This window comes from Robertmurraya massiliosenegalensis JC6, assembly GCF_000311725.1.
Classification (GTDB): Bacteria; Bacillota; Bacilli; order Bacillales; family Cytobacillaceae; genus Robertmurraya; species Robertmurraya massiliosenegalensis.
This window is the reverse complement of the sequence record NZ_HE978515.1, coordinates 417,546-443,239: the sequence shown is the minus strand read 5'-3', so window position 1 is coordinate 443,239 and position 25,694 is coordinate 417,546. Positions and strand designations below refer to the sequence as shown.

Below are 25,694 nucleotides of genomic sequence, written 5' to 3'. Positions count from 1 at the left end.
AAATCTACAACTATAGTGTTATATCTACACAATCCGAAAGTTAGAAGATTGATATCACTAGATTTTGAAGTTGGCATACTCCTTGCAAGAATAAAAGTGATAATGCAAAAGGGGTGAAGTCTTATGGAGAAATCAGCCATTTTTCGTGCACCAGAAGCTGTTTTTTATGGAAGAGATTCTATGAAAAAAGTAGGAGCAGAGGCTGCACTAAGAGGAAAAAAGGCATTAATTATCAGCGATCAGATCATGAATCAGCTCGGATATGTAAGCGAGTGCATATCAAATCTACAATCGCAAGGCGTACAGAGTGAGGTATACCTCGGGGTGGCGTCTGAACCAACTGACCAGTACGTGGAGGAGGGTCTGGTGATTTTTCAGACAGAAAGCTGTGATCTCATTATTTCTCTAGGAGGCGGCAGTTGTATTGATACAGCGAAGGCGATTGCCGTGCTAGCAACAAATGGTGGTTATATTGGTGATTATATGGGGGGAAAGAAAATAGCCCAACATCAAGCCATTCCTCATATTGCGATTCCGACAACAGCGGGTACTGGTTCAGAAGCAACGGATGTAACTGTTATCACGAACACTTCTAGTTCTGTCAAAATGATGATTAAGCAGCCTGTCTTTATGCCGCGGGTAGCAATCGTTGACCCATTATTGACGATTTCCTCACCTAAAAGTGTTACATCGGCAACAGGAATCGATGCTTTAAGCCATGCGGTTGAAGCCTATCTATCAAAAAAGGCCCATCCGATGACGGATACGATGGCACTATCAGCAATGAAGCTAATCGTGAAAAATATTTTAACCGCTTACAATGATGGAGAGCATGTCGATGCTCGAGAGGCGATGAGTCTTGGTTCTCTTCAAGCAGGGATGGCATTTACAAATGCTTCTGTATGCCTAGTGCATGGAATGAGCCGTCCGATTGGGGCATTGTTTCACGTTCCACATGGGATTTCAAATGCGATGCTTTTACCGGCTGTATTAGAATTTAGCCAAAATGAATGTGTAGAGCGTTTAGCTGACATCGGGAGAATATTTGTAGGTAATAATGAAAACCTTTCGAATCAAGAAGCAGCAAATGTAGCTGTGAAATCAATTAAAGACTTATGCTTAAAATTAAATATTCCTAATTTAAAAGGCTGGGGAATGGATGAAGGGGCTTTTCGGACAGCTGTAGATAAAATGGCATATGACGCTCTTGATAGCGGGAGTCCGAGTAATAATCCAAGAGTTCCTTCCCAGCGTGAACTTGTAGAATTGTACTATAGGTGCTATGATTATCAATTTTCTTCTCCAATTAAGCAAGTATAGAAAAGGAAACAGAGGTTAAGGAGCTGTGTTTGCGAAAGCAGCTTTAATCTATGATTTATTTTCAAATTCTAAGAAAGGGGAATATGTGGATGACTACGATAACAACCAAAATATTAAAAAACTATATTGGTGGAAAATGGGTAGAAGCGAATACGGAAAAGTATGAGCTTGTACCAAACCCTGCGACTGGAGAGGAACTGGCACGGACGCCGATTTCAACACGCAAAGATGTTGATAAAGCAGTAGAAGTTGCAAAAGAAGCGTTCAAAACATGGAGCAAAACGCCCGTCCCTAAGCGGGCTAGAATTCTATTTAAATATCAACAATTACTAATCGAAAACTGGGATGAACTAGCGAAATTAATCACTCAAGAAAACGGGAAAAATTTTAAAGAAGCGTCTGGTGAAGTTCAACGTGGCATTGAGTGTGTAGAGTTTGCAGCAGGAGCTCCAACTCTTATGATGGGAAAACAGCTTCCAGATATCGCAACCAATATTGAATCAGGTATGTATCGCTATCCTGTAGGAGTCATTGGTGGAATCACGCCATTCAATTTTCCGATGATGGTTCCTTGCTGGATGTTTCCACTTGCGATTGCCTGTGGCAATACATTCGTTTTAAAACCATCAGAAAGAACCCCCATCCTTGCTAACCGTTTAGCTGAGCTTTTCGATGAAGCAGGTCTACCGGCAGGCGTTCTTAATATTGTTCATGGAGCCCATGATGTTGTGAACAGCTTAATTGACCATCAAGATGTACCGGCAATATCATTTGTTGGTTCACAGCCTGTTGCTGAATATATTTATAAATCTGCGACAGCAAAAGGGAAACGGGTTCAAGCATTGGCTGGAGCAAAGAATCATTCGATCGTTATGCCAGATGCAGACCTTGATGGAGCTGTCAAAGAAATCATTGGGGCAGCTTACGGTTCAGCAGGAGAAAGATGTATGGCTTGTTCTGTAGTTGTAGCAGTTGATTCTGTTGCTGAAGAACTTGTTGAAAAATTGAATGAGCAGGCGAATCAATTAAAGATTGGTAATGGATTGAATGAAGATGTATTTTTAGGGCCGGTAATTAGAGAGGAGAATAAGAAGCGTACAACGAAGTATATCGAAATTGGGGAGAAAGAAGGGGCAACCCTTATAAGGGATGGGCGTAAAGATGAGGCTTACCATGAAAAAGGCTACTTCGTTGGACCAACCATTTTTGATCACGTAAGCCCTTCTATGAAAATATGGAAAGAAGAAATTTTCGCACCGGTTCTTTCCATTGTCCGTGTTGACAGTTTAAAAGAAGCGATCGAGCTTACCAATAAATCTGATTTTGGAAATGGAGCATGCTTATTTACTCAAAATGGTAGCCATGTACGTTACTTCCGTGAAAACATTGAGGTTGGAATGCTTGGGGTTAATATTGGAGTACCAGCTCCAATGGCCTTCTTCCCATTCTCCGGCTGGAAAAATTCCTTCTATGGGGATCTTCATGCCAATGGAACAGACGGAGTGGAATTTTATACAAGAAGAAAAATGCTCACTGCCCGCTGGTAAGCGAAAGAAACCCGCATCTTGTTTTAGATGCGGGTGTTTCGTTGATCAAATTTATGAACTTGTTATCTCCCTATCGCTCTTAATCCATCCTCTGACATTCTATCAGGAGTCCATGCTGGTTCCCAAACGAGTTGCACGTTCACTTTTTCTATTTCATCAAGCTCTAATACACAATGTTTCACCCCGCCAACGATACTATCGTGGAGTGGACATCCAGGCGTCGTTAAGGTCATGGTGATTTCTGCCATATTTTCTTCAAGCAAGGAAATATCATATATTAGTCCAAGGTCGACAACATTTATATTTAGTTCAGGGTCCAATACTTTTTTTAACTGCTTACGAAGTTTCTCCACTAAGGCAATTTGTTCTTGTAAATTCATCATCATTTCCTCCTATTTTTTCATGACTAAAATAATGGCTATTCCGAATATGAGCGAAGCTATCGTAACGAGTGACTGTCCGATGTAGAAAAGTATTTGCCCATTTAATGCAATCCCCGCTGATACTAGTGCTATTCCTAATATAAAGGACATGAATATCGGAGAGGCTAGTTTTTCATTGATCATATCTTTTAAAGCTGGAACATCCTTTTTCCCAATGACCTGAGAGTATTTATGCGTCCACCATAAAAAAGGAACTATTTTATAGAGATATCCCATAATGCTAAAGGCAATCCACAGCATTAAATATGCAATAATAAGGGGTGCCGCATAAGTGGAGAATCGCTCGCTTATTACCGTGAGAAATGCTAGTAAATGGATTACTGCTCCAAAGATAATCGCAAGTAAGGCAAAACGAAATGGAAGATCAAGTGTTTTCTTGACCCGTTTCTGAATGATCAAGTAAATATGTGTTAAAAAACAACTAAATCCCAATAAAAGAAGAAGAAATCCACCTTTTAAAAGCCATGATGAATCGAAAATGAATGACATCCATACAGTTAATAACCCAGATGTATAGACACCATACACATATTTTGCAAGTTTCATAGTATAACCGTGGGCAAGGGCAAACATCGGTGCCATTTTATAAGAGAATCCAAAGATTAATAGTGTAAACCAACCGGCAATTCCAAATAATAAATGGCTATGAAATAAAATGGAATAATAATGACTTGCAAAACCAGTTCTCATACTAATGACCAAAGTGATTCCTATTACAATCGTTAGAAGTAAACAGAGTAAAGCGCTCCCTACGAAAAGGGTAAGAATAGTTGGTTTGCTCTGTTTTCTTAAGGTCATCCCCATTTGAACAAGAAACATAAGGATGCCAAGCAGCATCAAAATTCCTGGAATTAGCGCCTTACTTGGCATGATGTAAAGGGTGACAGCAAACCAAACAATTCCAATTGATGTTACGGCAAATTGGATAAACCCAAATTTCTCGTTCCAAATTGGGGTTAGAAAAGCTACAGGTACTAATTGGTACATGGATCCCATTGCGATCATTAATGCCCAACCTAATATGAATAGATGAGAAGCTGACCAAATGGCAGGAATACGAAAGCTTCCGTTGATAAGTGCTTCTCCATTGAAAAGTAGAAGGAATTGAGAAACGATAATGGCAATGATGCTGAATAGAATAAATGAAAAAGGTAATTTAATATTCGTTTCATGTCCCATATTTTTAGCTATCATGAAGCTCACTTTCCTTACTTCGTTATTTTTATCGTAAAGCTCCCATCTTCGTTCGGCTCAGTTCTATGTTTGAAGCCCAGCTCATCTAATTGTTCATAAAGAAACATAGGCCTGCGATCATTAATAATCTCTAATGTATCCCCCACCACTAATGTTTCAAGAGCTCGAAGGGTCCTCATCATCGGATTAGGAGGCTCTAGTCCACGATTGTCTAATTTCATTTTGTCCCCGCCTTTTTTGTGAACGTCACTTTCCAATGTTTCTTCCCTAGTTCTTCAGCCACATGCTCAAAACCTTTTGCCTTTAAGACCGCAAAGAGAGGAGTAGGTTTAAATGGGGCGTGAAGAATTAAGACATCTCCGCTTTTTAATGCTTTAGTCGCTTCCATAATTTTTTGGAAAGGTTCTATTTTATTTTTTAGATCTTCACGTACATCTAATTCGATCAGGTGATTATCCATCTTTATCTCTCCTTTGTCATTTCTATACTTTAATGATAATCATTTTCACTACGGTGCATCGTGATGTAAATCACAAGTTATGAAAAATTTTATTTTCTAGTGTGATGGTGTTCACTACACCATAAAATTGCAAGCTCTATACTACAAATGTAAGGACGAAATTTAAGAGGAGTGATTGAATATGATAGATTTTACAGCAGAAGTAATTGCGCCTAATTTTCCACCAAAAGAAAAACATCCGAAAATTATTGATACATTTGATGCCCTCCAGCAAGGGGAATTTATGCTATTAATCAATGACCATGACCCAAAACCATTAAGATATCAATTTATGGTCGAAAGAACGGACACATTCACTTGGGAGTATTTAGAAGAAGGACCGGACCTTTGGAGAGTAGCAATTGGAAAAATATAGAACTGTGGAAAAAGAGGTGTGCGTTTAAAAAACGACCCTCTTTTTCTATTTTTGAGGATTATTTTTCTGAAAAATATGATAAAATAAATTGGTATTTCGAAATTTGCATCACGTTACATTTAATAGAGACACGTTACTACAGTTTTGGGGGGACTAAAAGTGAGTGAAAAAATTAAGCAAATAGAGCAAGAGTTTACCGCTTATGTACAAAAAATGACTGCATATAATGAAGCACTTTCATTAGTTTATTGGGATTTACGTACGGGGGCACCAAAGAAAAGTGTAGAACAACGTTCGCAAGTAATTGGTACTTTGTCTTCAGAAGTATTCAAAATGTCTACATCTGAAGAAATGGCAGCATACATTGCAAATTTAACTACAGAAGAAGCGAAAGAGGTTATCTCTGAAATTACGAGTAAGACTGCTGAACACTGTAAAAAAGAATATGATCGTAATAAGAAAATACCGGCGGAAGAATATAAAGAATATGTCATTCTTCAGTCTAAGGCAGAGAGTGTATGGGAAGAAGCGAAGGATGGATCAGATTTTGAACTTTTCAAACCATATTTAGAGAAGTTAGTGGAAACGAATAAACGTTTTGTTACATACTGGGGCTATGAAGGGAATAAATATAATACATTGCTCGATATGTACGAGCCTGGAATAACAGTAGAGATTTTAGATAATGTATTTGGAGAATTACGTGAGAAAATCATTCCGCTTGTTAAGACGATTTCTGAATCAGCTAACAAACCAGAAACAAGTTTCTTATTTGAGCATTTTCCAAAAGATAAACAAAGAGATTTCAGCTTAAATATTTTAGAGCAAATGGGCTACGATTTCCAAGCAGGCCGTTTAGATGAAACCGTTCATCCATTTGCCATTGGTTTAAATCCTGGAGATGTCCGGGTCACGACGAAATATGATGAAAAAGACTATCGTGTCGCTGTATTTGGAACGATTCACGAAGGTGGACACGCCCTCTATGAACAAAATATTTCTAAGGATTTAGTGGGAACGCCACTATGTACAGGGACTTCTATGGGAATTCATGAATCTCAATCCTTATTCTATGAAAACTTTGTTGGACGAAATTTTTCTTTTTGGAAGAAAAACTATGATCTTTTAAAGTCGTACTCAAATGGTCAATTCGAACACGTTTCGATTGAAGATTACTACCGTGCGATCAACGAATCAAAACCATCACTTATTCGAATCGAGGCAGATGAGCTAACATATCCATTACACATCATTATTCGATATGAAATTGAAAAAGGGCTTATCAATGGTGAAATTGAAGTGAAAGATTTGCCACAAATTTGGAATGACAAGTACGAAGAGTATTTAGGAGTAAGACCTGATAATGACGCAAATGGTGTTTTACAGGATGTTCACTGGTCAGGTGGTTCATTTGGTTATTTCCCATCCTATGCTCTTGGATATATGTATGCAGCACAATTTAAAAATGCAATGCTAAAGGACATTCCAAATTACGATCATTTACTTGCAGAGGGGAATTTGCAACCAATTAGGGAGTGGTTAACGCAAAATATTCATCAATATGGCTCCTTGAAAAAACCTCTGGAAATTCTAACTGACGTAACAGGAGAAGGTTTAAATGCGCAATTCTTGGTCGACTATTTATACGAAAAATATGGCCAGGTATACAACTTATAGATGGTACAACAGTCTTAGGGATGACCTTTCATAGTCATCCCTTTTTAAGTGGAGGGGTTATGAGAAAAGGATTGCCATATATCATGATTGCTTTCGGTGCGGCATTATGGGGACTAATTGCCATTTTTGTTCGTGAATTAAAAACGGCTGGCTTAACAGAAATGGAAATTGTGACAGTACGGGTGACTTTTGCGGCTATTTTTCTCCTAATCATCGGAATGGTATCGTATAGAGATGAAATGCAAGTAAAGTTACGTAAACTTCCAGTTTTTATAGGGACAGGAATTTGCAGTATAGCATTCTTTAATTATTGTTATTTTTTTACGATAAATGAAATGAGTGTTTCGATCGCTGTCATTCTTCTTTATACTTCACCAGCATTTGTCACAATCATGTCGTTTATTTTCTTAAAGGAATCGATCCATAAAAAGAAAATCATTGCTGTAATTGGAACGATTTTAGGCTGTATCTTTATAGTCGGTGTCGGGGGTGAAAAAGGAACCCCCATTACACTACTCGGGATACTAACAGGTCTAGGTTCGGGGTTTGGTTATGCATTATATAGCATATTTGGAAAAGTTGCACTTAAAGAGATTAAGCCATTTACTGTTACGTTATATACATTTTTAGTAGCGGCTATTGCACTGCTTCCTTTTTCAGGAATATGGGGAAAGTTAGAGGTGATCTTATCGACAAAAGTACTTTTAGTTAGTGCTGGTCTAGGGTTAATCCCGACAGTTTTAGCTTTTTTAGCCTATACTTGGGGACTTGAAAAAACGGAGAGTAGTAGGGCCGCAGTAATTGCAACAGTGGAGCCAGTTGTTGCGATGTTGATTGGGCTTGTGATTTTTCAAGAAACATTAGGGCTGTCTCAAATGGTAGGAGCACTATTAATCTTCGCTTCTGTATTGATCGTAAACCTCCCTCATCACAAAGGGGCGTTATCAAGTGAAACAAAATAAAAACACTGGTTCAATTAGCTGAACCAGTGTTTCTTTTTATAAAGGCTCTCATCGCAAACATGGCTGCTCTTGGAAAGCAATAAGAAGCAACATGCCTGATTTAGGGAGCGAAAAGTGCCGTCGCACACTTCATGTATAGCCATAACCATGATATAAGGGTAAAAACCGACTGCTGAGTCTTTACAAATAACCACAATTTATATGCAAACAGCGTTTATAAAAATATAGTTACCATAGCTTATAGCCTTTTGCTCCTGGTGGTGCATTTTGAATTAAGTCGATAAGTGGAATTGTGTAGGCAAATAGAATTAAAAGTACGGTAATTCCAAGCCATAGCTTCCAGTTTTCGAACACCATTGGTGCTTTTTCTGCAGGGTTTGCAGCTTCACCAACTGGGAATTCTTCTTCTCCTTTTGGAGCAAAAAATGCAAGATTGACAAAGATATAAAGCATTAAGATGATCGCAATAAAGAGTATCGAACCACCAACAGCTTGGGCAATTTGATACGGAATCCACTCTGTAGCTTGTGCAGCACCACCGTATTCTGAGTAGGCTGAACGGCGAGGGGCGCCAAGTAGTCCTGCCGCATGCATGGCACCAGACATAAAGGTCATTCCGATTGCCCATAGATAACCTTGAATCAATGCAAGCTTATTGATTTTTTTCGTTAATTTTCTACCAGTTAAATGTGGTACAAGCCAGAAAGAAACACCAAAGAATGTTAGTACCACAGCTGTAGCAACCGTTAAATGGAAATGTCCAGTTACCCAAATCGTGTTATGAACAACTTGGTTCATTTGGTGAGAAGCGTTGACGATACCACCTGCACCAGCTGGAATGAAAGCAAGCATTCCGATAAATGGGACTGTAAAACGGGCATCCTTCCAAGGAAGTTTCTTAAACCATCCAAATAATCCAGTTGCCCCTTGTGAACGTCCATAACTTTCAAATGTTGCAAATAAAGAAAATGCAGTCATTAACGATGGAATGATAACTAAAAACGTAAGAACAACTTGTAAAAACTTCCAAGCAGGGTCAATTCCAGGCTCTAAAAGCTGATGGTGGAAACCTACTGGAATCGAGAATAATAAAAATAGAATAAATGACATTCTTGCTAATGAATCTGAGAAAATTTTTCCGCCGATAATCTTCGGAATCATGACATACCATGCCATATAAGCAGGGAGCAACCAGAAATAAACAAGTGGGTGACCAAAATACCAGAATAGGGTACGGCTCACACCGACATTGACGGTTTCAATTAATCCTAATGACCATGGTAATAATTGAATTAATACAGTAGCTGCCACACCGATTGTGGCTACAGTCCACATCATCGTATTTACAAGAGCCATGAAAGTTAACAATGGACTCGGTTGTCCAGGGTTTGCTCTTCTCCACTCTGCATACTTTAAAATAATCGTTGTACCAACAGCCCAGCTTCCTACGATGACAAGTGTCAATCCTAAATAGAAGACAAAGTGAGCTTGTAGCGGTGCATAAAACGTATAGAGCACAGATGCTTCATTTAATAGAATCATAACAGCAGCAGCAACAGTACCGATTGTCATAATCCAGAATCCAATCCAACCGATCAATCTTTGCTTATTTGTAAAAGTTCCAGCTGTTTTGCTTACGGCTGCAAGCTGAAATCCCATGATGAAAAATGTGGTTAAAACGAGTCCTAATACGACTCCGTGAACGGTTAAGATTTGATAATAACCAATTCCTGCAGGTAATTCGAATTTTCCTGAACGAACCAATACTTGTAAGAGTCCTGCAAGTCCACCGACTAATAAGGCAATAAATGCTACATAAAAATGTGCCATTACTAATTTGGCATCTCGACGATCAACTTTTAAATTTAAAGATGTTTTAAGCATTTATTATTCCACCACCTTAATCATTGAGGTCATCATATGGTGTCCTGATCCACAATATTCGTTACATAGAACAAGGTACTCACCAGCTTTATCAAATGTTGTTACAATCTCGCTGATATAACCTGGCTCCACCATCATGTTAATATTTGTACCGGCTACCCCAAAGCCGTGAATAACGTCTTTAGAAGTGACGATTACTTTCACTTTTGCTCCAAGCGGTACTTCAACTGTACCAGGAGTATAAGCAAAAGCTTGAGCTACATATACAAGCTCATAATCCCAATCTTTTCCCTCTACCTTTTTCAAACCTGGCTCTTTAAATGTGTCGTGTTCATCCACTTTTGTAGGATCAATAACAGCTAAACAGCTAGGAGGTTGATTACCAAGGTAAAAGGCACTTACTCCTAATACGGATAGGAACACAAGAAGAGCCGTAACCCCAAAAATCAGCCATATTTTTTCAAATTTATGGATATGCATGGCCTAAAATCCCCTTTCATTTTTAAAACCGATCTAAGTATAAGAAGTAAACGCCAACCCAAAGTACTATGATGAAAAAGCCGACAAAGAAAACGGAAGCCAACGTGCCTTTTAAAGAAGAGCTATCCTCAATCTCTGTTCTTGTATCGCTCTTCAATTCCGCTTTAGCCATAACACTCACTCCTTTCGGAAAAAAATAGAAAATGTAAATGATTACATCTACATCATACTAGACAATTTTTGATAATCCATATGGATGTAAGGATTTCACAAATTGTTCAATATTCGTATATCTACTATCTTAGTAGTGGAAAGTTAATTTCACAGTGATTTTTGTCACAAATCAATGCTAGTAAATGTGAACATTTTATGAATGCTAAAAAGACCCTTGAAGCCCCTCGCAAAAAAAAGGGGATTCAAGAGCCATAGGGATGCTCCGAAAAACGGATATTTTGTTAATTAATGGATTTTTTTGTTGCTTATTTACGAAAGAGATTGCTTGTGAGGTCATATTGAGATTTGTGTGGATGTTGTTTATCAAAGAAGTTTAATAACTCCTTTGTAATCGCTAGTCTACCTAGCCAATAATCGTTATTGTCCTCTTTAAATGATTGATGATAAGCGACCTGATGCTCTTCTTTTATTCGTTGGATTAAGATTTTAAGTGCAGTATTGTTATCCATCAAAACATCCTCATTTCTCAACTCTTTAAAAGGAATTGTAGCAGAAAAGTAAGTGAACCCATATGATTTACATCACTTTCAATTGTGAAATTAATATTGTAATAGAATCTCTTTTGTTCACATATTATAATTTTACCCCCTTCTAAACATGTGGTTTATTATGTGAAAATACGTTCCCTCGAACGTCACCAATTTTAGCAATTGAAATAAAATGGAGTATTACAATTATTTAGAAAGTTTGTCTAAATGGGACTGCTTTTCTTCATCTTTAGTGAAAGAAGTGAATAAGAAATGGAAAAGTACTACTGTGAAAATTGTAGAATACTATATGATGGAAAAGATACATGCAGAGTGTGTGGCAATACGGTTTTCAACAAAATATGGATAGAAGTTCAAAATCAAAATGGATCAAGTGAGATAGCGCCGGATTAACTGGTGCTATTTTCTTTCTTATTTGCCTTCATTTTGATATGTTGAAAGGGGTAGAAATATTTGGAGAAGGGTGATCATAATGTATTTGCCTTCATTTCGATTGGATGGGCAAAAGGTGCTAGTTACGGGAGCTGGAAGAGGAATTGGTAGGGCTCTTGCCATTGGATTGGCTGAGGCTGGGGCAGATCTTGCCCTGTTATCTAGAACAAAAGAGGATTTAGAGGAAACGGCTAGGTACATAAGAGAAATAGGAAGAGAGGCTCTAGTGATTCCGACAGATGTGACGCACCGGGATGAAATTCATAAAAGTCTAGAGCACATACTTGAAAAATGGGATCGAATTGATGTGCTTATTAACAACGCCGGTATAAACATCCGCTCAAAGGCTTTAGAAGTAACAGATGAAGAGTGGCAAAAAATTATGGATACGAATCTTAAATCCGCATTTATCATGTCTCAAGAAGTTGGAAAAGTGATGAAAGAAACAAATACAGAAGGAAGAATTATTTCGATCTCTTCTGTAGCTGGTACTGTAGCTTTAAGGACTGGAGTAGTTTATGCAGCTACAAAAGCAGCGATGATTCAAATGACGAAAGTATTGGCAATGGAATGGGGTCCATACAATATTCGCGTAAATTCGATTGGTCCTTGGTACTTTAGAACACCATTAACCGAAAAATTACTATCAGATCCAGAATATTTGCAAGAGATCTTATCGGTAACCCCGCTTAATCGTGTTGGTGAACTTAAGGAGCTTGTAGGCCCAGCTGTGTTTTTAGCCTCAGAGGCAGGAAATTATGTTACAGGGCAGACGTTATTTGTTGATGGCGGCATGACCATTAAAGGGTTTTAATGATAAATGGCAAATAGACAAGCGTTGCTTGTCTATTGCTATATTTTTTTTAAAAAACTTTTAAGAATCAAGTTCAACTGCTAGTATAATCCCCAATGAGCCTACATTTACCATATTAATAGGAAGAAGGAGGGCTCGATCAAAACCATAAATCTTTGTTTGACCAATCAAAACAGTTGGGGGAGTAATATCCATTTCGAAGCCTTTTTGGGAAATTGAAGTGGAGAGATTACCAGCAAGCATATTACCTAATTCACCTGCAAATGATTCCAGCATTTCTCCTTCGAGAAACATTCCAAACATGCCTTCGCCAATTTTTCCGAATGTCTTCTCTTCACCCTCAATTATAACGCGACCTCGAACATCTCCAGTCATTCCGATTAAAACACCGATTGAATGCTGGGTAAAAGATTGTGTAAACAATGATGGCTTTTCTACTGTTACTTCAAACGGTAGGACCGCTTTAACTGATTCGATCGTCCCATTTAAGATGTCTGTTACACTTTTAGTTAAAGTCACTAATCATTCCCCCACTAAATAATTACTTTTAATATTACCATAATTTCAACTTACGGAAAGACTAAATTCACACGAAAATTTAGGTCTAATGACCTAATGATGGACAATGATAGTAATTGGAAAAGTTTGTGTGATGAAGTTCGAACACATTCCCTTTATAATAAAAGAGCACAACAATCCTTCAAAACCATGCACTTCCTTCAATCTCAAAATTGGAGGAAGTTTTTTTATGCCTTTAAACATGGGGAAGTAAATATACATAGTTTTTATCAAAAATGGGAAAAATACCCTTACTTAACTAGAGGAGTGGTATTGTCATGCCTCAAATCGTCTCTGTTGCTGAAGTGCACCCACCATATGTGATCAAGCAACAAGAAATCATGAACTTTGCTCGTAATCTATTTAACAACTCCTTTAAAGATATCGAAAGGTTACTAAAGGTCTTTCAAAGTGGACAAATTGAAAAACGCCACTTCGTTAAAGGGTTAGAGTGGTTTGAGAAAGAGCACTCATTTGCGGAAAAAAATGATACTTTCATCGAGCATGCAGTTGAATTCGGAGCCAAAGCGATAAAGAAGTGCTTACAAAGTGAAACCTTTTTAAAGAAACAACTTGCTTATGATGAAATAGACGCAATCATTACGATTACAAGTACTGGAGTTGCAACACCTAGTATTGAAGCAAGGATCATGAATAGACTCCCATTTACACCTTTCACAAAAAGGATTCCGATTTGGGGTCTAGGGTGTGGGGGAGGAGCATCAGGCTTATCAAGAGCGTATGAATATTGCCTCGCTTTTCCAAATGCAAAGGTGCTGATATTGGCGATCGAATTTTGTAGCCTCACCTTCCAAAAGAATGATCGTTCAAAAAGCAATCTTATAGGAACTTCCTTATTTGCTGATGGAGTCGCATGTGCATTAATGGTAGGAGATGGAGTCGATAGACAAGCGTTTCAAAAAAAGTCATGCGTTCCCTCCGTACTTTCAACGCAATCGACAACTTTAAAAAATTCCCTCGATGTGATGGGGTGGCAGGTGAAGAATGAAGGTTTTTTTGTTGTATTCTCAAAGGATATACCGACCATTATTGAAAGAGAACTAAAGCCTGCCGTATATCATTTTCTAAAATTATCGGGCTATCATATGAGTGAAATGCAGCATTTTATCGCTCATCCAGGAGGAAGAAAGGTATTAGAAGCATATGAACAGTCCTTATCACTCTCTCCTGTTCAAACTGAAATTTCTGCGAATGTGTTGAAAGAATATGGAAATATGTCATCTGTTACCATCTTATATGTTTTAAAAAGATTTATGGAAATCGGAAAAGAAGATGAAGTGGGCTTGGCGACAGCATTAGGACCAGGTTTTAGTTCTGAAATGCTTTTACTGAGGTGGGTAAAATGATGAAACTACTGATTGTATTTATCATTCTTCAACGAGTAGTAGAGATGTTCATTGCGAGAAGGAATGAGAAATGGTTAAAGAACCAAGGGGGAATAGAGATTGGTCAGGCCCATTATCGTTATATGATTATCATCCATGTGTTATTTTTCGTCAGTTTGGTAACTGAAATCGTACGAGCGAATAGTAGTATCCATCCAATTTGGCCGTTGATATTGGTTTTATTTCTTCTCACACAACTTGGCAGGGTATGGGTAATCTATTCATTAGGACGTCATTGGAATACGAAGATCATTGTTATTCCTGAAGTACAAGTCGTGAGAAAGGGACCGTACCGTTTTTTAAAGCATCCAAATTACGTAATTGTGACGCTTGAATTGATGATCATTCCCTTATTATACGAAGCATATATAACCGGGCTGATATTTACAATATTAAACATCTGGATATTATCGATCCGCATTCCAGCAGAAGAAAAAGCACTCCATTCGTTAACGGAATATGAAAAAGTATTTATGGGACAGAATCGCTTTCTACCTTCATTTTTGAAAAAAGTTTGAACATTTTGAAGGGACTATTGAAAGTCGTCATGAATCATGATACATTGAGTATGAAAATTATTCTCAATTAAAAGGACGTGTTACATATGGTTTCGATTTTTATTATTTCGACCATTGCTGTCTATTCCTTTGTGATGAAATATGTGTTAGATCATGTATGTAAGCAAGTAGAAACTAAATAATGTATGTTCGCCAGGTCCAAAAGGGATCTGGTTTTTTCTTTGTCTATCTGATTTAAATATCTTGAAAAATCAGTTAAAATGGATGAGTAAACGAACATACAAGGGGTTATTAAAATGATGGAGACGGCTTCACAGCAAGATTTAAAAGAACTTACAGGTAAATTAGCAATGTTTCACCACTTTTTTTTGCATAATGATGATACTGAGCAAGCCGAGAAAACAAAACAGTTGCTAATGAAGCTTCATCATCAAGAGTATGCGCTTGCGTTCTGTGGGCATTTTTCAGCAGGGAAGTCGAGTATGATTAATCAGTTGATTGGTGAAAATCTACTCCCTTCAAGCCCGATTCCTACGAGTGCGAATTTAGTCAAAGTTAAAACTGGGGAAGAATATGCGAAAGTGTATTTTAAAGAGGGCAATCCCCGTTTATACCCAGCGCCATATGACTATGAAAAAGTAAAGTCCTATTGTAAGGATGGCGATGCCATTCAATCGATTGAAATTAGCCATCATACGAATGTTCTTCCAACAGACGTATGTATTATCGATACTCCAGGTATTGATTCTACTGATGATGCACATCGAATTGCAACCGAATCTGCTTTACATTTAGCTGATCTTGTCTTTTATGTAATGGATTATAACCATGTCCAATCAGAATTGAATTTTCTTTTTACAAAAGAGTTAACAGATGCAGGCAAAGAACTTTATTTAGTCATTAATCAGATTGACAAACATCGCAGTGAAGAGCTAAGTTTTGAAGACTTTAAAGAAAGTGTGAAACATTCCTTTTCTGATTGGGGTGTGGAACCTGAACGGATTTTCTATACCTCTTTACGGGAGGAAAAACATCCTTATAATGATTTCAATCGTTTGAAGCAATTCATTCGTTCAAAATTCGAGGACAAAGAGAATCTTTTAGCTCCTTCTATCTATCGATCATTGACCAATCTTGTCAATCATCATCAACAGTTTCTAAAAGATAAGGACCAAGCAGCTTTGGATAAATACGAAGAACAGCTAGACGGGATTCCAATAGAAATTCAAGAGCAGCTACCAGAGCAAGTAGAGAAGGCCCGTCAATCCTTACAACAAATTTCTTCTTTATTGAGAGAAAAGGAAAAAGAGTTTGAAGATGGACTTGATTCGATTTTGAAAAGTGCTTACTTAATGCCATTTGAAACAAGATCATTCGCAGAAAGCTATCTAGAAGCAACGGATCCGGATTTTAAAGTAGGGTTATTCTTCTCAAAGCAAAAAACAGAGCAAGAGAGAGCGGAACGGCTTGAACGATTTTCCCTTGATTTCCAAGAGAAAATCAATACTCAAATTACATGGCATCTAAAGGAATTTCTTTCGAAGAGGTTTAAGCAAGAAGAGATTGACGACATGGAAGTGCTAACTAAGGTTCAAGAGCTTTCAGTGAAATTCCCAAAAGAAATGCTTGCGAATGCTGTGAAAAAGGGTGCACGTGTATCTGGCCAATATGTTCTCAATTACACAGCGGATGTTGCTGAGTTGGCAAAAAAGTCTGCAAGGCAAGCCGTTAGAGAATTGAAAGAGAACTATTTAGAAATTGTAAAGAGCAAACTCCATCAGCAAGAACGGAGTCTACAACAAGAGTTTGATAAATGGAGCCACATACTTCATGCATGGAAAAAGCAAGAAGAGATTGTCAGTACTCAAACCACCCATTTTATCACGATGGAGCAAATATTAACTGGTGAAAAGCAACCATACAAAAAAGAAGATCTATTAACAATATTGTCCGAAGAAATGGAAACAGAGGTTATTACCGAGGCGACCTTTGAAGAGGAGACAGTGGAAAAGAAAGCAGTGAAGCAAGACGAAGCTGTAAAAGAGCAAAATAAGCCATTTCTAGCTAATAATACGGAGCGAATGGAAGCGGTAGTTAGGAAATTGCGTTTTACATCGCAAAAGCTTGAGGATGTACCAGGTTTTAAGAAAATCTCGTCGCACTTAAAGGATAAAGCAAAGAGATTAGAGGAAAAAGGGTTTACAGTCGCATTATTTGGTGCATTTAGTGCTGGGAAATCCTCTTTTGCCAACAGCTTAATCGGAGAGAAGTTATTACCAGTTTCTCCGAATCCAACGACAGCTGCCATTAATAAAATTATGCCAATTGATGAGAATCATCCTCATGGAATGGTGAAGGTCCAATTTAAACAAGCACAGGTTTTATATGAAGATATTAACCGTTCTTTAGGAGTATTTGAAGTACAAGCACATAGTTTTGATGAGGCGTTAACCCAAATTAAAGAGATTCTTGAACATAAAATCGAATTGGATGTCTACGAGAAAACCCATTATTCTTTCTTACGTGCATTCTTTCATGGGTTTGATGCATATCGCCATCAGTTAGGTAAAGTGTTAGAAACGGACTTAAAGAGCTTTCAAGATTTTGTGGCAAACGAAGAAAAATCATGTCTTGTGGAACGAATAGACGTGCATTATGACTGTGAGATTACCCGTAAAGGAATTACTTTAGTTGATACACCTGGAGCAGATTCCATCAATGCTCGCCATACCGGTGTAGCCTTTGATTACATTAAAAATTCAGATGCGATTCTGTTTGTAACTTATTATAATCATGCATTTTCAAAAGCAGATCGTGAATTTCTTATTCAATTGGGCCGTGTGAAAGACGCCTTTGAAATGGATAAAATGTTTTTTGTTGTAAATGCTGTTGATTTAGCAAACGATGGAGCAGAGAAAGAAGAGGTATTAAGCTATGTTAAAGAAGAGCTTGTTCGCTTCGGTATTCGAAATCCGAGCCTTTATCCCGTATCTAGCTTACTAGCGATCCAGGAAAAACTCGGACAATTGCCTTCATCACAGTCGGGGATTCACCTGTTTGAGGAACAATTTTATGCCTTTATTTCGAATGATTTGACCCAGATTGCCATTGACGCAGCTACTGCTGAGTGGGAAAGAGCGTTGGAGCAATTACGAAGCTATATTCATTCAGCAAAAGAAGATAAACATTTAAAGCAGGCAAGGATCGCTTCACTGAATGCTGAGATGGCTGAAGCAAAAAGAAGTATTTCCAATCAAACGGTAGAACGAATACGGCCAAGAATTACTCAGGAAATAGAAGAATTAATTTATTATTTGAAGCAAAGAGTGTTCTTGCGCTTTCATGATTTTTTCATAGAGTCATTCAATCCTTCCCTTTTGCGAGATGATGGACGTAACTTGAAGAAGACGTTGGAACGTGCGTTGGAGGATTTTCTCACAAGTATAGGTTTCGACTTTTCGCAAGAATTAAGAGCGACAACGTTAAGGATTGAGACATACATGGGGAAGTTGTTGGGAGAATCCTATCAGACAGTGACAAAGGAATTACTATTACTGAATGATGATTTATCTTTTAGTCAGTATCAGCTCGGACAGGTAGAAAGTTTGGATTTCCAAAACACTCTCGTTGCGTTGGATAGAGGGATGTTTAAAAAAGCGTTAGCATATTTTAAACATCCAAAGTCATTTTTTGAAAAAAATGAAAAGCGATTTATGGAGGAGTCACTTCAAGAAATCCTACAAGCACCAGTAGATACTTACTTAGAGAATGAGAAAAATCGACTCATGTCTCATTATGAAAATGCTTTAATTCATGAATTTTCGCTTCTCCTCCAGTTGATCCATGAAGATACAAAGGAATATTACCAAGGGATGCTGGCTACTTTGAGCAATCATCTCCCGATAGATACATTAATAAAGCTTGAGGAAGAGATTACCCATTTTGAATAAGAAAAACTTTAAAAGAGGGCCTAGACAATGGAAGAATGGTTTAAGTCACTAGAAAAGGAATGGAAGATCGAAATATTATTTGCCTGTGAAGCAGGGAGTCGTTCATGGAGGATAGACTCTCCTGTCTCTGATCAGGATGTACGCTTTATATATCGCCATCAGGAAATTCGTTCCTATCTTTCGTTAAGTAAACCAGTAGATGTTATCTCTATCGGTGTACCATATGATTCTCAAGGATGGGATATTTTTAAGGCGTTAGACCTGACCGCAAAATCAAATCCAAGCATGTATGAATGGGCCTATTCTCCAATCATTTATGTCGACAAAAATGATTTTTCTAGGACTATGAAAGCGATCATTTCCGAACATTTCTCAAGTTATTCATTGGTGAAACATTATTTAAGCTTAATGACAAGGAATCTGCGAGAGCTAAGTCGAAAAGAAGAGTTAGAAGAAAAACAGCAAAAACAGCTCATTCAAGTTTTAAGGGCAGAAGCTATGGTGAAGTCGATGATGGAAGTAGGAATTGATAAAGGACCGTACATTTTGGTGGAGAAGTATGGCGGAGAAGAATATCATTTATTAGTCGAGGCAAAGAAACAGGGGAAGCTCTTACCTGCTCATAAACTCCAAAAAATGATAGAGCGAGTAGAAGAAGAGTTGGTAGTACTCGAGAAAACATGTCTTCATCTTCCTAGACCAAAGCCCTTTAAAAAAGAACTGAATACGTGGTTGTGGAATCTTTTGGATTGTAGGTGAATGTGAAATGGGGAATCGATTCCATGCTTGTGCAAGCTGTCTTCATTTTCGAGCATCTCGAACAGAACAAGGTATGAAGTATCATTGTAGTCGATTAGGCTATGAAACGAAGCCGAATTTTCAATTCAATTGTTGGTCACCGAAAGAAAATGTGCGCAAATTAATGGAGAAAGAGAGGGGAAATGATCGTGAAAACCTTCATTAGTAAAAATGTCGTATTGGAAAAACTTCGGGAAAGTAATGTTCGTATCGTCGATTGTCGATTTCAATTAGGGAATCCAGACATGGGTCAATCTCAATATGTGATAAATCATATTCCAGGTGCGATTTATCTACATGTAGAAAAACAATTATCTGGTGTCGTGACTGAACATGGTGGAAGACATCCATTACCTCATATTGATGAGTTTAAGCGGATGTTGCAAGAGGCTGGCATTTCAAATGATACAATCGTTATTGCTTATGATGGGGGGGAAGGAGCCTTTGCAGCACGATTTTGGTGGTTGTTAAAATATGTTGGTCATCAAAATGTGTTTATTTTAGATGGTGGATACACAGAGTGGCTTGCCAGTGAATACCCCGTAAGTGAAGAGATTCATACATATCCTACAGCTAATTATGATATCCATATAAACGATGAAATGGTAGTAGATGTAGAAGCCGTTCGAAAAGCGATTTCTGACAATGTTACGTTAATCGATTCAAGAGATGAAAGTCGATATTTAGGATTAGTCGAACCAATCGATAAAAGGGGCGGCCATATTCCAACAGCTATTAATAAAGTATGGACAGAAGGTTTTAATAACGGACACTTTAAAGATAAAGCGGAACAAGAAGCAAGGTTTGCAGAACTAAAAAAGGATGAACCGGTGATTGTGTATTGTGGCTCAGGAATTACGGCGGCACCCAATTATATTGCTTTGAAAGAGGCGGGCTTTACAGATGTGAAACTCTATGCAGGAAGCTTTAGTGATTGGATTTCATATGTTGAAAACAAGATTATCACACGAGGCTAAATGTAAATTTTTTAGGCTTGCTAAATTTCGATGATCGGTGTAATATATTTACAACTAACTTGCGAAATAAGGATGTTAGAGCCTTCTATCCAGTGAAATGTTGGATGGGGGTTTTTTTTGATTGCATAGTTGAGGATGAAAAAAGGGGTGTCAATATGACGAACGATCAAAGGAAAAAATTATTTATTTTAATGATAAATATGTTTATTGCGATTGGGAGCTTTGGGATTATTATTCCTATTTTACCTGCATATTTAGAATCAATTAATCAAGGTGGGACGGCCGCTGGCTTAATGATTGCTATTTTTGCCGGTGCACAGCTCATCTTTTCTCCGATAGCTGGTAAGTGGGCTGACCAGTATGGACGGAGAAAAATGATCATTTATGGGCTAGTAGGTCTAACGGTGTCCATGTTCATTTTTTACTTATTTGATTCAATTTGGTTATTATATTTATCACGGGTTATTGGTGGGATTGGTGCAGCATTACTTGTCCCTGCTATCTTCGCTTATGTAGCAGATATTACAACGATGGCTCAGCGTGCCAAGGGAAACAGCCTTGTCTCAGCAGCCATGTCACTTGGAATCGTAATTGGACCAGGAGTTGGTGGATTTTTAGCTGATTTCGGCTTGAAGATGCCGTTCTTAATTTCCGCACTTGTTTCTGTTGTCGCTGTTCTATTTTCGATTGTCGTACTGAAAGAAAGCCAAGTTAAATCTACGGAAGAAGTGCAGAATTTCGTAGTCGATGAAGAATCAATGATTCGAAAGATGGCTCGCTCGGTTAAAATGCCTTATTTCGTTCCATTAATTATTACATTAGTTATGAGTTTTGGCTTAATGGCCTACGAATCTGTGCTCGGGCTATTTGTTGATAATCAATACGGGGCATCACCTCGTGATATCGCCATGATGATTACCTCAACAGGTATTATCAGTGTCATTGTCCAGCTTTTTATCGTGGATAAAATTGTGAATCGCTTTGGAGAAGGCTCCGTACTTGTGATATTTATTGGAGTTGCCGCAGGAGGATTTCTCTTCTCATTATTTGCGTCGAACTATTCATTGTTCTTCGGCATTACGCTTATTATCTTCTTGGCAACTTCCATTCTTCGTCCAGTCTTGAATACATTAATATCGAAAATGGCAGGAAATGAGCAAGGCTTTGCGATGGGGATGAACAATGCTTATATGAGTATTGGAAATGTAATGGGACCGACTTTAGCAGGTGTGTTATATGATGTAAACATTACGTATCCATTTATGCTTGGCTTAGTTCTATTAGTTCTGACATTTATTACAGCATTGATTTGGCAAAAAAGAGTACAACGAAATAATCAACCACTTAACGCAATGGAAAACTAGGTTTTTAAATACGATTAAAACAGGAACTCCCTTATTGGGGGCTCCTGTTTTTTAATTTTACAAATCCCCACGACTTAATGTTCGTATAAACCGTATCGGTATGAAATGATAACAGGAAAAATTCCGCTAAATGAGCAAGCATCGAAAAAAAGAGTCGAAATAACAGGAAAAATTCCTGCTAATCCCTCAAAAAATGCCAAAATAAACGATTTTGCTCTCCATAAGCGGAAAATCTTCCGTTATTTTCCCTAAAAGAGACTCCGGTGAGGAGATAACAGGAAAAATTCCGCTTAAGGGTGGGAGATGTTTGGATCGAATGAGACAAATCGAAGCTTCCTACATTTTGTAGGAGTTTTTTCTTATTTAAAAGTGTTTGAAAATACTTTGTTATATAATATGACAAAGGAGTATACATAAGAAGAATAGTATACTAAACTTCTAGTATCCCAAAAAACGATATTTATATTCCGAATTTCGGTATTGACTTTCGGAAATAGACAAACGAAAGAAGGCCCGTTTCATGTTTCGTCAATTGGATAATATATTAGTGAAAATTCTGCCTATCATGACTCCAGTATGTTTAATCATCGGGATAATTGTGGGGGAGCGCTTGGAGCAATTTACTTTTTTGATTGCATGGATATTTGCTTTTATGACATTTTCAGGAAGCTTAGGGTTGAATTTTAGGCAATTTAACCATGTAATCTACCATCCTTTTCCTCTGATTATAGCACTATTAATCTTACATATATTGGTCCCACTCTGGAATTGGGGATTGGGCCATCTGTTTTTCCCTGGTGATCCATGGATGATCACTGGATTTACTTTATTAGCCGTCATCCCAACGGCGATCACAAGCTTTTTGTGGACTTCTATTTATAAAGGGAATATCCCATTGGTTCTCTCTATTATTCTTATCGATACATTTCTTGCTCCGCTCCTAGTTCCGATTACGCTGAAATTGCTGGTTGGTCAAAGTCTCACGATTCAGTTAGGGGAGTTAGTTCAGGATTTAATTTTTATGATTGTGTTGCCTTCTGTTATAGCCATGACCTTGAATGGGCTGACGAAAGGAAAAATAAAAGAAGTGTGGGGTCCTAAGTTATCCCCTTTCTCCAAAATGGGCATTTTTGTCATTGTGTTTCTTAATGGCGGTGTCATCTCTGCTTACATGGCAACTTTCAGTTGGAAAATAATGTTGACCGTTATTGTGGGATTTATTGTTGTTTCTTCTGGATATTTATTTAGTTGGTTAATAAGTAAAGGGCTAAAAATGGAACATGAAACGAATGTTGCCCTTACATTTACCTCTGGAATGCGAAATAACGCGTTAGGATCGGTTCTGGCAGTCACTTATTTTCCATCAGCAGTTGTTCTGCCCGTTGTACTCGGCATGCTCTTTCAACAGGTGATGGCTTCGATTGTCGGATCCCTTCTCTATGGTAGGAAGCAGAAAGGTGTTTCGAAAGCTAAATCTCTGAAACTAGCGAAAAATAAAAATCTAGCCTAATGAAACGAATAGGGAGTGATGTATATGTTAGCTAACAGATTAGAGAATATTGGTTTCAGTGAAATTAGGAAAGTGTATGAGGAAGTTACAAAAAGACAAAAATTAGGCTTAGATACATTAAATCTTCTACTAGGTGAGCCAGATTTTGACACCCCCAAAAAAATTACTGAAGCTGCTATTCATTCTTTAAACGATGGAGATACGCATTATACATCAAACTTTGGCTTGAGCGAATTACGCTCTATTCTTGCAGAAAAACTAGTGAAGGAAAATAAAATCGATGCTTCTGTAAATGAAATTCTCATTACAGCTGGCGCTAGTGAAGCGATTTTTCTTGCAATGATGGCTTTAATCAATGAAGGAGATGAAGTTTTAATCCCGTGTCCTACATGGATGAATTATGCTTCTTCTTGCCGTATTGCTGGAGGAATTCCTGTTTTCGTTCCACTTGTTGGGGACAAAAGTGAATTTAGCCTAGATGTAAATTCTCTTGAGCAATATGTGACGCCTCGTACGAAAATACTTGTCATAGTGAATCCTGGTAACCCAACAGGAATGATTTTTAACAAAGAAGAGCTGGAGGCTATTTCTAAATTTGCAATCAAGAATGATCTGATTGTCCTTGCTGATGAAATCTATGAAAAGATCATTTTCGATGGTGCAGAACATATTTCGATTGCGGCATTTCCTGGCATGAAAGAGAGAACCGTTACTGTCAATGGTTTTTCAAAGGCGTATGCGATGACAGGTTGGAGACTGGGGGTTGTACATGCAACAGAAACGATCATCAATGGACTAGTGCGGATTCATCAAAATAATATTTCGAGTTTATCCGGTTTTTCTCAAAAAGGGGCGCTCACAGCTTTAAAGAATGCGGAGGGAGATGTTCACGAAATGAAGGCCCAGTTTAACCGAAGGAGAGACCTTGTCATTGATATTTTAAATCAATCTCACTGTTTCGATATTCACCCTCCAAAGGGAGCGATCTATTTATTTTTAGATATAAAAAATATGGGGAAGAACTCGAAAGAATTTGCCTCTCAATTACTGAAGGAAACTGGAGTGGCCGTTGTACCAGGGGATGCTTTTGGAAAATTTGGAGAAGGTTATGTTCGTCTTTCGTTTGCTGCAAGTGAAGCCGTATTACAAGAGGCTTGTCATCGAATCGTTGCTTTTGCCAAACAGCTCATGAAAGAAGAAAAGGCCGTACAATGAAGAAAAATCAGAGCGATGGAAAGAATTTAGGTAAAGTAGGGAAACCGACCATATTACAAGTGTTGCCTATGTATCATCATGACGGAGAACAATATTTACAAGAATATGCACATGTGATCCAAACAAATGATTATCGAGTCGAACATCTATGTACGCTAGTAAAAAGAGTAGACGCAATTGTACTGCGAGCACCTGCTCAAATTACGAAAGAAGTATTGGATGCGAATCCATATTTAAAAGTGATTTCAGGTGCTGGAGTAGGTTTGGATAATATCGATGTCAATTATGCAACTTTAAAAGGGATTCCTGTTGTCCACGCACCAAGAGTGAATAAAGTTTCTACAGCTGAGCATGCTGTCATGTTTATACTAGCATTAAGTAAATCGGTTATTTCGTTTCATGAGGAAATGAAAAAAGGAAACTATCATGCGCGCAATTTGCTTACCGCACTGGAATTAAGAGGGAAATCAGTGGGGCTCATTGGATTTGGGGGGATTTCACAGGAAGTAGCAAAGCGTATCATCCCCTTTGGTGTGAATGTTAAGGCATGGGTGCGTGTATATAATGAAGAAAAACAAAGAATGGCGAAGGAATTACAAGTAGAATTAACGACAAATATAGAAGAGATTTTTTCAGAATCTGATTTTGTCTCTTTGCATATTCCATTAAACGATGAGACAAGAGGATTAGTGAGCAAGTCATTACTTTCGCTTATGAAGCCTTCGGCATATTTGGTTAATACCGCACGTGGGGCTGTTGTCAATCAACAGTATCTTTATGAATTATTAAAGGAAGGAAAAATCGCAGGTGCAGCTTTGGATGTATTTGATCCAGAACCACCACCGAAAGATTTATCCTTACTACGATTACCGAACATTATCGTAACACCTCATGTCGGTGGGACAACGGTAGAATGCAATCAAATTTCTGCTACCGCCATTGCGGAAAATGTAATCAATATACTTAACGGAGAAGAGCCGATGTATTTGGCAAACCCTCAGTACAAAGAAACGTTATTTTCAAAAAAATTAAAAGGTGACGAATAAAT

The 25,694-nt window shown here is 37.9% G+C and carries 25 protein-coding genes; 16 read left to right on the top strand and 9 right to left on the bottom strand.

Going from position 1 to position 25,694, the window contains the following annotated elements; all coding sequences use genetic code 11:
- The first annotated feature begins 123 nt into the window (after nucleotides 1-123).
- Together BMSHG_RS18550 and BMSHG_RS18545 are read left to right on the top strand one after the other, a co-directional pair.
- Complete coding sequence (locus BMSHG_RS18550) at nucleotides 124-1,320, top strand: iron-containing alcohol dehydrogenase (protein WP_019155965.1); 1,197 nt, start codon at nucleotides 124-126, stop codon at nucleotides 1,318-1,320.
- Nucleotides 1,321-1,409: 89 nt separating this feature from the next.
- Nucleotides 1,410-2,867 (top strand): CoA-acylating methylmalonate-semialdehyde dehydrogenase, encoded by a 1,458-nt coding sequence (locus BMSHG_RS18545; RefSeq protein WP_019155964.1) that lies wholly within the window; start codon nucleotides 1,410-1,412, stop codon nucleotides 2,865-2,867.
- 62 nt (nucleotides 2,868-2,929) lie between these two features.
- Here BMSHG_RS18545 and BMSHG_RS18540 read toward each other — a convergent pair whose 3' ends face one another.
- From BMSHG_RS18540 to BMSHG_RS18525, 4 genes are read right to left on the bottom strand one after another with little or no spacing between them, the layout of a single operon-like run.
- The gene (locus BMSHG_RS18540) at nucleotides 2,930-3,247 is read right to left on the bottom strand and encodes a metal-sulfur cluster assembly factor (RefSeq protein WP_019155963.1); all 318 of its coding nucleotides are present in this window, start codon (nucleotides 3,245-3,247) and stop codon (nucleotides 2,930-2,932) included.
- A 12-nt stretch (nucleotides 3,248-3,259) separates the two neighbouring features.
- The gene (locus tag BMSHG_RS18535; RefSeq protein WP_019155962.1) at nucleotides 3,260-4,504 is read right to left on the bottom strand and encodes a hypothetical protein; all 1,245 of its coding nucleotides are present in this window, start codon (nucleotides 4,502-4,504) and stop codon (nucleotides 3,260-3,262) included.
- Between the two features lie 14 nt (nucleotides 4,505-4,518).
- Entirely contained in the window at nucleotides 4,519-4,725 is a 207-nt protein-coding gene (locus tag BMSHG_RS18530; RefSeq protein WP_019155961.1) for a DUF2249 domain-containing protein, read from the bottom strand.
- A complete protein-coding gene (locus tag BMSHG_RS18525; RefSeq protein WP_019155960.1) occupies nucleotides 4,722-4,964 on the bottom strand; it encodes a DUF2249 domain-containing protein in 243 nt (80 codons plus the stop codon). The genes BMSHG_RS18530 and BMSHG_RS18525 overlap by 4 nt, the downstream gene beginning before the upstream one ends.
- Nucleotides 4,965-5,145: 181 nt before the next feature.
- Between BMSHG_RS18525 and BMSHG_RS18520 the strand changes: the two genes are divergently transcribed.
- The 3 genes from BMSHG_RS18520 to BMSHG_RS18510 all read left to right on the top strand — a co-directional run bounded on the left by BMSHG_RS18520 (nucleotide 5,146) and on the right by BMSHG_RS18510 (nucleotide 8,018).
- Nucleotides 5,146-5,379 carry a DUF2249 domain-containing protein gene (locus BMSHG_RS18520; RefSeq protein WP_019155959.1) on the top strand — a complete coding sequence of 78 codons (234 nt, stop codon included), beginning with the start codon at nucleotides 5,146-5,148 and terminating at the stop codon, nucleotides 5,377-5,379.
- A 159-nt stretch (nucleotides 5,380-5,538) separates the two neighbouring features.
- Nucleotides 5,539-7,056: a carboxypeptidase M32 gene (locus BMSHG_RS18515; protein ID WP_019155958.1), complete on the top strand. Its 1,518-nt coding sequence runs from the start codon at nucleotides 5,539-5,541 to the stop codon at nucleotides 7,054-7,056.
- A gap of 59 nt (nucleotides 7,057-7,115) precedes the next feature.
- Nucleotides 7,116-8,018, top strand: a complete 903-nt coding sequence (locus BMSHG_RS18510) for a DMT family transporter (RefSeq protein WP_019155957.1) — start codon at nucleotides 7,116-7,118, stop codon at nucleotides 8,016-8,018.
- 228 nt (nucleotides 8,019-8,246) lie between these two features.
- Here the strand turns inward: BMSHG_RS18510 and BMSHG_RS18505 are convergent, their stop codons facing one another.
- The 4 genes from BMSHG_RS18505 to BMSHG_RS18490 form a co-directional block, all read right to left on the bottom strand.
- Complete coding sequence (locus BMSHG_RS18505; RefSeq protein ID WP_019155956.1) at nucleotides 8,247-9,902, bottom strand: b(o/a)3-type cytochrome-c oxidase subunit 1; 1,656 nt, start codon at nucleotides 9,900-9,902, stop codon at nucleotides 8,247-8,249.
- Nucleotides 9,903-9,905: 3 nt separating this feature from the next.
- A complete protein-coding gene (locus BMSHG_RS18500; protein WP_019155955.1) occupies nucleotides 9,906-10,382 on the bottom strand; it encodes a cytochrome c oxidase subunit II in 477 nt (158 codons plus the stop codon).
- Between the two features lie 22 nt (nucleotides 10,383-10,404).
- A complete protein-coding gene (locus BMSHG_RS18495; protein ID WP_019155954.1) occupies nucleotides 10,405-10,554 on the bottom strand; it encodes a hypothetical protein in 150 nt (49 codons plus the stop codon).
- A 307-nt stretch (nucleotides 10,555-10,861) separates the two neighbouring features.
- Complete coding sequence (locus BMSHG_RS18490) at nucleotides 10,862-11,065, bottom strand: hypothetical protein (RefSeq protein ID WP_019155953.1); 204 nt, start codon at nucleotides 11,063-11,065, stop codon at nucleotides 10,862-10,864.
- A gap of 511 nt (nucleotides 11,066-11,576) precedes the next feature.
- On the opposite strand from BMSHG_RS18490, the gene BMSHG_RS18485 reads away from it, so the two are divergent.
- A complete protein-coding gene (locus BMSHG_RS18485) occupies nucleotides 11,577-12,350 on the top strand; it encodes an SDR family NAD(P)-dependent oxidoreductase (RefSeq protein ID WP_019155952.1) in 774 nt (257 codons plus the stop codon).
- Nucleotides 12,351-12,410: 60 nt separating this feature from the next.
- Here the strand turns inward: BMSHG_RS18485 and BMSHG_RS18480 are convergent, their stop codons facing one another.
- The gene (locus tag BMSHG_RS18480) at nucleotides 12,411-12,869 is read right to left on the bottom strand and encodes a chemotaxis protein CheX (protein ID WP_019155951.1); all 459 of its coding nucleotides are present in this window, start codon (nucleotides 12,867-12,869) and stop codon (nucleotides 12,411-12,413) included.
- 317 nt (nucleotides 12,870-13,186) lie between these two features.
- On the opposite strand from BMSHG_RS18480, the gene BMSHG_RS18475 reads away from it, so the two are divergent.
- From BMSHG_RS18475 to BMSHG_RS18425, 10 genes are all read left to right on the top strand, one after another.
- Entirely contained in the window at nucleotides 13,187-14,275 is a 1,089-nt protein-coding gene (locus BMSHG_RS18475; RefSeq protein ID WP_019155950.1) for a type III polyketide synthase, read from the top strand.
- A complete protein-coding gene (locus tag BMSHG_RS18470; protein ID WP_019155949.1) occupies nucleotides 14,275-14,832 on the top strand; it encodes an isoprenylcysteine carboxyl methyltransferase family protein in 558 nt (185 codons plus the stop codon). The genes BMSHG_RS18475 and BMSHG_RS18470 overlap by 1 nt, the downstream gene beginning before the upstream one ends.
- A gap of 296 nt (nucleotides 14,833-15,128) precedes the next feature.
- On the top strand, nucleotides 15,129-18,782 hold the full coding sequence (locus BMSHG_RS18460; RefSeq protein ID WP_019155948.1) for a dynamin family protein: 3,654 nt from the start codon (nucleotides 15,129-15,131) through the stop codon (nucleotides 18,780-18,782).
- 27 nt (nucleotides 18,783-18,809) lie between these two features.
- Nucleotides 18,810-19,541, top strand: coding sequence for a nucleotidyltransferase domain-containing protein (locus BMSHG_RS18455; RefSeq protein WP_019155947.1), 732 nt, complete (start codon nucleotides 18,810-18,812; stop codon nucleotides 19,539-19,541).
- A 7-nt stretch (nucleotides 19,542-19,548) separates the two neighbouring features.
- Nucleotides 19,549-19,746 (top strand): hypothetical protein, encoded by a 198-nt coding sequence (locus tag BMSHG_RS18450; RefSeq protein WP_019155946.1) that lies wholly within the window; start codon nucleotides 19,549-19,551, stop codon nucleotides 19,744-19,746.
- Entirely contained in the window at nucleotides 19,730-20,557 is an 828-nt protein-coding gene (locus tag BMSHG_RS18445; protein WP_019155945.1) for a sulfurtransferase, read from the top strand. Before BMSHG_RS18450 ends, BMSHG_RS18445 begins: the two co-directional genes overlap by 17 nt.
- Nucleotides 20,558-20,712: 155 nt before the next feature.
- A complete protein-coding gene (locus tag BMSHG_RS18440) occupies nucleotides 20,713-21,921 on the top strand; it encodes an MFS transporter (protein ID WP_019155944.1) in 1,209 nt (402 codons plus the stop codon).
- 520 nt (nucleotides 21,922-22,441) lie between these two features.
- Complete coding sequence (locus BMSHG_RS18435) at nucleotides 22,442-23,431, top strand: bile acid:sodium symporter family protein (protein ID WP_019155942.1); 990 nt, start codon at nucleotides 22,442-22,444, stop codon at nucleotides 23,429-23,431.
- Nucleotides 23,432-23,455: 24 nt separating this feature from the next.
- Nucleotides 23,456-24,646 (top strand): pyridoxal phosphate-dependent aminotransferase, encoded by a 1,191-nt coding sequence (locus BMSHG_RS18430; RefSeq protein WP_019155941.1) that lies wholly within the window; start codon nucleotides 23,456-23,458, stop codon nucleotides 24,644-24,646.
- The gene (locus BMSHG_RS18425; protein ID WP_019155940.1) at nucleotides 24,643-25,692 is read left to right on the top strand and encodes a hydroxyacid dehydrogenase; all 1,050 of its coding nucleotides are present in this window, start codon (nucleotides 24,643-24,645) and stop codon (nucleotides 25,690-25,692) included. Before BMSHG_RS18430 ends, BMSHG_RS18425 begins: the two co-directional genes overlap by 4 nt.
- Nucleotides 25,693-25,694 lie beyond the last annotated feature (2 nt).

Bases quoted from the DNA above. Each gene is read 5' to 3' on its own strand.
- BMSHG_RS18550 (WP_019155965.1), top strand. From the start codon at position 124: ATGGAGAAATCAGCCATTTTTCGTGCACCAGAAGCTGTTTTTTATGGA.
- BMSHG_RS18545 (WP_019155964.1), top strand. From the start codon at position 1,410: ATGACTACGATAACAACCAAAATATTAAAAAACTATATTGGTGGAAAA.
- BMSHG_RS18540 (WP_019155963.1), bottom strand. From the start codon at position 3,247: ATGAATTTACAAGAACAAATTGCCTTAGTGGAGAAACTTCGTAAGCAG.
- BMSHG_RS18535 (WP_019155962.1), bottom strand. From the start codon at position 4,504: ATGATAGCTAAAAATATGGGACATGAAACGAATATTAAATTACCTTTT.
- BMSHG_RS18530 (WP_019155961.1), bottom strand. From the start codon at position 4,725: ATGAAATTAGACAATCGTGGACTAGAGCCTCCTAATCCGATGATGAGG.
- BMSHG_RS18525 (WP_019155960.1), bottom strand. From the start codon at position 4,964: ATGGATAATCACCTGATCGAATTAGATGTACGTGAAGATCTAAAAAAT.
- BMSHG_RS18520 (WP_019155959.1), top strand. From the start codon at position 5,146: ATGATAGATTTTACAGCAGAAGTAATTGCGCCTAATTTTCCACCAAAA.
- BMSHG_RS18510 (WP_019155957.1), top strand. From the start codon at position 7,116: ATGAGAAAAGGATTGCCATATATCATGATTGCTTTCGGTGCGGCATTA.
- BMSHG_RS18505 (WP_019155956.1), bottom strand. From the start codon at position 9,902: ATGCTTAAAACATCTTTAAATTTAAAAGTTGATCGTCGAGATGCCAAA.
- BMSHG_RS18500 (WP_019155955.1), bottom strand. From the start codon at position 10,382: ATGCATATCCATAAATTTGAAAAAATATGGCTGATTTTTGGGGTTACG.
- BMSHG_RS18495 (WP_019155954.1), bottom strand. From the start codon at position 10,554: ATGGCTAAAGCGGAATTGAAGAGCGATACAAGAACAGAGATTGAGGAT.
- BMSHG_RS18490 (WP_019155953.1), bottom strand. From the start codon at position 11,065: ATGGATAACAATACTGCACTTAAAATCTTAATCCAACGAATAAAAGAA.
- BMSHG_RS18485 (WP_019155952.1), top strand. From the start codon at position 11,577: ATGTATTTGCCTTCATTTCGATTGGATGGGCAAAAGGTGCTAGTTACG.
- BMSHG_RS18475 (WP_019155950.1), top strand. From the start codon at position 13,187: ATGCCTCAAATCGTCTCTGTTGCTGAAGTGCACCCACCATATGTGATC.
- BMSHG_RS18470 (WP_019155949.1), top strand. From the start codon at position 14,275: ATGAAACTACTGATTGTATTTATCATTCTTCAACGAGTAGTAGAGATG.
- BMSHG_RS18460 (WP_019155948.1), top strand. From the start codon at position 15,129: ATGATGGAGACGGCTTCACAGCAAGATTTAAAAGAACTTACAGGTAAA.
- BMSHG_RS18455 (WP_019155947.1), top strand. From the start codon at position 18,810: ATGGAAGAATGGTTTAAGTCACTAGAAAAGGAATGGAAGATCGAAATA.
- BMSHG_RS18450 (WP_019155946.1), top strand. From the start codon at position 19,549: ATGGGGAATCGATTCCATGCTTGTGCAAGCTGTCTTCATTTTCGAGCA.
- BMSHG_RS18440 (WP_019155944.1), top strand. From the start codon at position 20,713: ATGACGAACGATCAAAGGAAAAAATTATTTATTTTAATGATAAATATG.
- BMSHG_RS18435 (WP_019155942.1), top strand. From the start codon at position 22,442: ATGTTTCGTCAATTGGATAATATATTAGTGAAAATTCTGCCTATCATG.
- BMSHG_RS18430 (WP_019155941.1), top strand. From the start codon at position 23,456: ATGTTAGCTAACAGATTAGAGAATATTGGTTTCAGTGAAATTAGGAAA.
- BMSHG_RS18425 (WP_019155940.1), top strand. From the start codon at position 24,643: ATGAAGAAAAATCAGAGCGATGGAAAGAATTTAGGTAAAGTAGGGAAA.